The sequence below is a fragment of the Acinetobacter sp. TY1 genome, assembly GCF_048551395.1.
GTDB lineage: Bacteria > Pseudomonadota > Gammaproteobacteria > Pseudomonadales > Moraxellaceae > Acinetobacter.
Window position 1 is genome coordinate 1 of the sequence record NZ_JBLYZK010000054.1, and the last position, 6,826, is coordinate 6,826.

At 32.7% G+C, this 6,826-nt stretch carries 6 protein-coding genes; 5 read left to right on the forward strand and 1 reads right to left on the reverse strand.

Annotated elements, in window-relative coordinates:
- Positions 1-152: 152 nt before the first annotated feature.
- From repM to ACK2M2_RS16060, 4 genes are all read left to right on the forward strand, one after another.
- A complete protein-coding gene (repM, locus tag ACK2M2_RS16045) occupies positions 153-1,064 on the forward strand; it encodes a replication initiation protein RepM (protein ID WP_004733876.1) in 912 nt (303 codons plus the stop codon).
- 78 nt (positions 1,065-1,142) lie between these two features.
- Entirely contained in the window at positions 1,143-1,661 is a 519-nt protein-coding gene (locus ACK2M2_RS16050) for a plasmid replication DNA-binding protein (protein ID WP_087090660.1), read from the forward strand.
- 351 nt (positions 1,662-2,012) lie between these two features.
- Entirely contained in the window at positions 2,013-3,497 is a 1,485-nt protein-coding gene (locus ACK2M2_RS16055) for an ATP-binding protein (protein ID WP_419349863.1), read from the forward strand.
- 298 nt (positions 3,498-3,795) lie between these two features.
- The gene (locus ACK2M2_RS16060; RefSeq protein WP_419349865.1) at positions 3,796-4,029 is read left to right on the forward strand and encodes a hypothetical protein; all 234 of its coding nucleotides are present in this window, start codon (positions 3,796-3,798) and stop codon (positions 4,027-4,029) included.
- A gap of 104 nt (positions 4,030-4,133) precedes the next feature.
- On the opposite strand, the gene ACK2M2_RS16065 is transcribed toward ACK2M2_RS16060, so the two are convergent.
- Complete coding sequence (locus tag ACK2M2_RS16065) at positions 4,134-4,394, reverse strand: mobilization protein (protein WP_419349867.1); 261 nt, start codon at positions 4,392-4,394, stop codon at positions 4,134-4,136.
- A gap of 210 nt (positions 4,395-4,604) precedes the next feature.
- Here ACK2M2_RS16065 and mobQ point away from each other — a divergent pair, with 210 nt between their 5' ends.
- The gene (gene mobQ, locus ACK2M2_RS16070) at positions 4,605-6,260 is read left to right on the forward strand and encodes a MobQ family relaxase (protein ID WP_419349868.1); all 1,656 of its coding nucleotides are present in this window, start codon (positions 4,605-4,607) and stop codon (positions 6,258-6,260) included.
- The last annotated feature ends 566 nt before the right edge of the window (positions 6,261-6,826 follow it).

Sequence of the window (6,826 nt, forward strand, 5' to 3'; positions counted from 1 at the left end):
TAGCAGTATATATCCCTACCTTTAGCAGTATATATCCCTACCTTTAGCAGTATATATCCCTACCTTTAGCAGTATATGTTTATCTCGTTTTCTTCTTTATTTCCTACAAAAAAAAATATATAGTAAATTAATAAAAATTTTATGGTCTAATAATGAGTAAAAATATAGTCGTAAAAGCGAATATCTTGATTGAGGCAAGCTACAAACTTGATTTGGTAGAAATGCGCTTAATACTTTTAGCAATTATTGAAGCTAGAGAAAGTAAAACATTGATTGATGCTAACTCTCTGATAAAAATATCAGCTAAAAAGTATGCAGAAATGTTTGATATTAGCCTCAAAAACTCTTATTCCATGCTACGAGGGGCTTGTAAAACCCTGTTCGACAGACAATTTTCATATGTGGATTGGGATTTTGATCTATTAAGTGAAGATACTTCTAAAATCTTTTTTACTTCTCGATGGGTATCTAAGGTAGGTTATAAGCCAGGTTTTGTTTACTTATCTTTTGCTCCTGATGTCATACCATTAATAAGTCGCTTAGAAAAAGAATTTACGCGTTATGACCTTCTTCAAATAAGTAAGTTTTCTAGTATTTATGCTGTTCGGATTTATGAAATATGTATGCAATGGAAGATTGCTAAAAAGTTTTATATTTCTCTCTCTGATTTACGAAATACATTAGGTTTAACAGAAATAGAACTTTCAAGAATTGATAACTTTCAAAAGAAAGTCCTTGAAGTAGCAAAAGATCAAATTAATGAGTCTTCGGACATAACTATTGATTATAAAACCAAAAAGTCTGGAACCAAGATAACTGGCTTTGAGTTCACAATAAGATCCAAAACATCACAGCCAATTAAAATGGAAATCGCCTTAAATGATAAACAAATTCTTTTGTTCTCAAATAAGCTAGTTCATGAACCTTCATTTGCTTCAAAGTACAGCAAAGTTGGTGAAAGTTATGATGACTTCGCTATAAGAATTTCTGAAAATTTAACTATTCCTGATAAGGTTCAGGAATACTTACCCTATCTAGAAAAAGTCGGGTTCAATACTGCTTAAAATATAGACTTGTCGTTTTGTCTATTAGACAGTCTAATAGACAAGACATTTTTACAAGATTAGGCATCACTTTACATCATGAAAAGCCTTTCAGTTTTAGAGTTATCCAAGCTTTACAATATCAATAGACAGACCATCTATAATCAGATAAACAAAGGAATTTTAAGTAAAAATTCTGATAATAAGATTGATTTCTCAGAAGCCATCCGTGTATTTGGTGAACCTGCAAGAAAACAGGATGTAAAAGAGCCTGTAAAAATAGACAGTCCAACTTCGGCAGAAGTTTTACTGCTTAGACAGCAGATAGACATGCTGAAAAATCAAGTATCAGATGCCAAAGATCGAGAAGCCTTCTACCAAGAACAAATTGAAGTCATGCAACGTCTATTGGAAGCTCCAAAACCTCATGTCACTACACCTGTTGATCCTGAGCCAACTCAATCTAAGCCTGAGACAGAAGAAAAAGAGGAAGTGATCACAATCCCTCCAAAAGAACCTGAAGTAATCGAGAATAAGCGCATTCTAGTCCCGGAACATGTCCAACCGGAACCGGAAAAAAGAGGCTTTTGGAGCCGTTTTTTTAGACCCTATGATTAACTACGATTGTTTAACTGATATGAACAAAGTCGTGAAACATTGATCAAATAATAAGCGTGGAACGTGAAAAATCATAAAAAAAGCCCACCTTGGGGAAGATGGGCTATCAACTAGAAACTACAGCATTGATTTCTATAGATAATTATAACGCATTTCGTATAAGGTGTATTATGTTAATTTTAGAAAGTCTAAATAATTATATAAGCTCTTAAAAAATATTAACCTTGTATTTCACTCACTAAAACTTAGCCTAAATAGTACGTATTATGTTAATTTTATAGGATTTTAAAATCACTTTTAAAATCCTCACATAAATACTTTATCTCTTTAAATAAGTTGTTCTATTTAACTATGTCACATCCTAATTCCGTTTTATCAGAAGAAAGCCAAATTAATTTTTTAGACTATCTCTTACAATTCGAAGAGTGTGAATGGATAGAGTTCAAATTTAATGCATTACGCCCAGATGACTTAGGCCAATATATTTCAGCTTTATCTAATGCAGCTGCTCTAGATTATAAAAAATCTGCTTACTTGATCTTTGGTATTAGAGATAAAACTAAAGAGATAATTGGTACGAATTTCAAACCATTCAAAGATAAACACAATGGTGAGGATAATGGTCAAGAGTTATCTTATTGGCTATTACAAAAACTAAAACCACATATAGATTTTACTTTCTATGAACTAGAGCGTGATGGTTTTCAAATAGTAATTGTTGAAATAAAGGCTTGCCAATACATCCCAATAGCCTTTGATAAAATTGAATACTTAAGAGTTGGATCAAATAAACGTCCTTTATCTGCTTACCCTGAAAAGTCTAGAAAATTATGGGGTATCTTGTCACAAGCACAATTTGAGGAACAGACTGCTCTAGATCATTTGAAAACGAATGAAGTACTTAACTATTTAGATACTACAAAATACTATGAATTAGTTGGGCGACCAGTACCAGTAGATGATTCTATAGTTTTGTCCGACTTTCATAGTGAGCATTTAATCCAAAGAAATCAATTTGGAGGATGGCTAATAACTAACATGGGAGCTCTACTATTTGCTAAAGATTTAGCTAGTTTCCCCCATTTAGAAAGAAAGATTGTTCGTTTAATTGTTTATAAAGGGAATGATAAGTTTAGTAGCCCTGTTGAATATTCTGGAAAAAGAGGGTATGCGGTCGGTTTTGAAGGTTTAATTGACTATATTCACCGTATTCTTCCAGACAATGAAGAAATTGGTAAAGCTTTAAGAAAAAATGTACCTGTATATCCCGCTCTATCTATCCGAGAATTGATAGCTAATGCCCTAATTCATCAAGATTTTTCGATTAAAGGCACAGGACCTACAATAGAAATATTTCAGAATAGAATGGAGATAACTAACCCTGGAATACCCTTAATTGATATAGATCGTTTTCTAGATTCTCCGCCAAAAAGTAGAAATGAGAAAATGGCTTCTTTATTAAGAAGAATGGGAATATGTGAAGAAAGAGGAAGTGGTATTGATAAGGTGGTAAAAGAAACTGAGTTATATCAGTTGCCAGCTCCATCTTTTAAGACATACGAGGAACATATCAAATGTATTATGTTCTCGTTCAAAGAGTTCAAAAATATGGACATAGATGAGAAAGTTGAAGCCACATATTTCCATAGTGTTCTACGTTATTTAAGTGGAGAACCTATGAATAACTCTACACTACGAGAGAGATTTGGAATTAAACCAAGTAGTGGAGCAACAGTAAGTCGAATAATAAAAAGAGCTGTTGAGAAGAAAAGAATCAAACCTGTAGATCCTTCAGCAGGTACTAAAAATATGAAATATTTACCTTGGTGGGCGTAATTTCTATTCATTAATGTAATAAAACACAGGATAAAATACATAAGTTAATGTTATTTATGTATTTTTTTCTTTGATTGGTTTTTTCATTTTTTCATTTTTATTAGTTTCCTCAAAGTAGTACAGTTCCAAAAAAATAAATATAAATTAATATATATCAATTACTTAATATAATTTATAAAATAAAACACTTGACAAATTTTTCAAAAATGACAACATATATATACAATTATATTTATTACTACTAACTAATAATATTTAAGATTTTGATGTTTTTTTAAATTTTTTAAAGGAAAATCAAATGGTTAAGTGTGACAACCCAAATAAGTTGATTAAATTAATCAAAGAAAAGTTTAAAAGAAATTTTTCAGAGCCAACCACAGGAAAAATTGTTTTTCGTTTAGATAATTTAATCTGTAATATATTTTTAACCACTGGAACAGTTAACTTTCAGGGAAAAATTGATGAGAAAACAGAAGAATACAAAAATATAATTTTAAATTTCATCGAAGATATTAATTCTGAATTCGACTGAATAACTACTAAACAGTTTCCTAGAAAAACTTTTATCTTAAACAGAGCTTTAGTATGCTTTATTTAACATAAAATCTCTTATACGAAATTTGAATGCTAGAAACATTAAAGATTAAATAACTTTCTATCTCTATCTTCTGTTAAATACTCGTTTAAATCAGCGAGTATTTTTTCTTTATTGGCTTCATCTTCCATTTTTTTCAACATGAAAGAACCGAGTAAAATTTTACGTCGAGTATCTTCTTTTCTTTGCTGTTCAGATTGTTTCTTTTTTTCACGTGTCAATACAGCTTGCTTTTGAGCTTTTAGTTGTTTTAAACGCTCTTCTTGCTTTGCAATTTTTTGCTCTAAAGTTTCAATACTCATATCAGTTACCAATTCAAGATTCTTTTCGATCATAATCCCGTTTGAACTGATGTTCAAAACGGTATATGATGCTCAAAGAATACCCGAAGGGCGCACTTAGCCATTGAACAAGTTCAATGGTGCGACAAGGGGTAAATCCCCTTTGTAATCCCCTGACCAACATATTCATGTTGGTAATTTCGATAAATCGAAATAAAGAGCAAAAGCAAAATGGCGATATATCATTTTTCAGTTAAAACGATTAGTAGAGGTAATGGGCGATCAGTTGTTGCTTGTGCTGCCTATCGTTCTGGTGAAAAATTGGTATGTGACTATTACGGAAAAGAACAGGACTACACTAAAAAATCAGGTGTCGAATTTACAGAAATATATGCACCTAAAAATACAAATACTGAATTACTAGATCGTCAGAAACTTTGGAATAAAGTTGAAAAAGTTGAACGTAGAAAGGATGCGTTACTTGCAAGAGAATTTGAAATTGCATTTCCAGGTGAATTAAACGCTGAACAGCGTGAAAATATGCTCAATGAACTTTGCCGAAACCTCGTTAAAAAATACGGTGTCATCGTTGATGCTGCTATTCATGCACCTCATACAGACAGTGGAAGTGATGAACGCAACTACCATGCACACATCATGTTCACAACCCGAAGTATTAATGAGCAGGGTGGCTTTTCAGCAAAAAAATATAGGGACTTCAGTCGTGACAATGGCACAGAAACTGTAAGCCACTGGAGAGAATCATTTGCAGAGTTATGCAATCATCACCTGGAACAAAATGGATTTGATGAACGTGTCGATCACAGAAGTTATGAAGACCAGGAAAGTGACCTAGAAGCAACTCAGCACGAAGGTCCTCAAGCGACATACCTCCGGAGACGAGGGATATTTACAGAAATTAGTCTGAAAAATGATGAAATTAAGCTACGTAATTTAAAAATCAAAAAGGTCATCGCACTGGATGAAAACATCAAAGTATCTGAGGATCTTGTTCAAAAAGTACGAAGTGAGCTTCAGTTTCAATACTCTCAAGCTGAGTATTCAGAAAAAACTTCTCAGAAACTTTATGAATTCCAAAATGAAGAATTATCAAAATTAACAACAAAATTAGACACGATGAGTTCTGCAATATCAGAACTACGCAAAAAAGAGCCTTTATTTTTTAAAACAAAATGGATCAATCAAATAAATGACCTGATCGACCAACACAACACCCAACTAGACATCCAAAAGCATATTTCTGGTCTTAGTGAAATAGAAAAAAAAGAGAGATATTCTGATCATTTAAATAAATGGACAGAAGAAAATCAGCTGCTCCAGCCTAAAAAGTCTTTTGCAAAATTTGACGAACCGAACATCACTGTTAAACAACGAAAACTTAATGATCAAATTTCAAATATAGATCACCAAATTTCAGAAATATCACGCAGAGAAAATGACTATCAAGAGTACATATGCAATCAAAGAATGGAAATCAAAAATAGTTATATATTTGAAGAAGATAACTATGGAAATAAATACTTTAGCCCTCAAAATGGTGAAAAACAGAAACGATTATATGCAAAAGAAATGGAAGAGCTAAAAATCCAAAAAATGCATGCAGATTTTATAAAACCAATTGAGGTAGAAGCAGAGCAAGAATTTGCCAAAAAAAGAGCGATACAGCTCGAAAACGACCGAAAAGATCATGAATTGAGGGAACAGCAGTTACGTAAAGAACGAGAACAACAAGAACAACTCTATGAGCAAGAAAGGCGAGAACAAGAACATATGGCATTTTTAAGACGCCAAGAATTGGAGAAACAGCAGAAAAATGAGCCTAAAAAGCCAGAACAAGACAATGATAACGATTACACACCTTGGTAAACCCTGTTTAAACGCAAAAAACCGGGGTTTTTAGCGACTTTTACTAAAAATGTAGGGAAACCATAGTCTATAAGAGTAAAAGCTCTTAGACCTCAAATGAGAGCCTTTAGCGAGTGTCTACGAGCGTCACAATGAAAGTTCGCTTATTCCCCCCTCTGAAAAACCGCTTTTTAGGTGTTATTAGAGAGTTTCTTTAGCAAGTGTCTACGAGCGTCACAATGAAGTTTTTGCTTTTCAAAAAGCATGAGCAAAGCGAATGCATTATTGCTTTTGATTTTTTTAAATTGATATATGTATTAACCAAAAAATTGTCCCTAGAATCGAGCGAAAGCGAGATTCAATAGAGTTTGAGCGTAGCGAAAACCAAGGGCAATTTTTCTTAATTGATGTTTTTAATGTTTTTAATAGTTTTTAATGTTTTTAGCCTACCTTAAAGGCTTGTAGATAAAGGGTTATAGAGGATCACCCCCTACCTTTAGCAGTATATATCCCTACCTTTAGCAGTATATATCCCTACCTTTAGCAGTATATATCCCTACCTTTAGCAGTATATATCCCTACCTTTA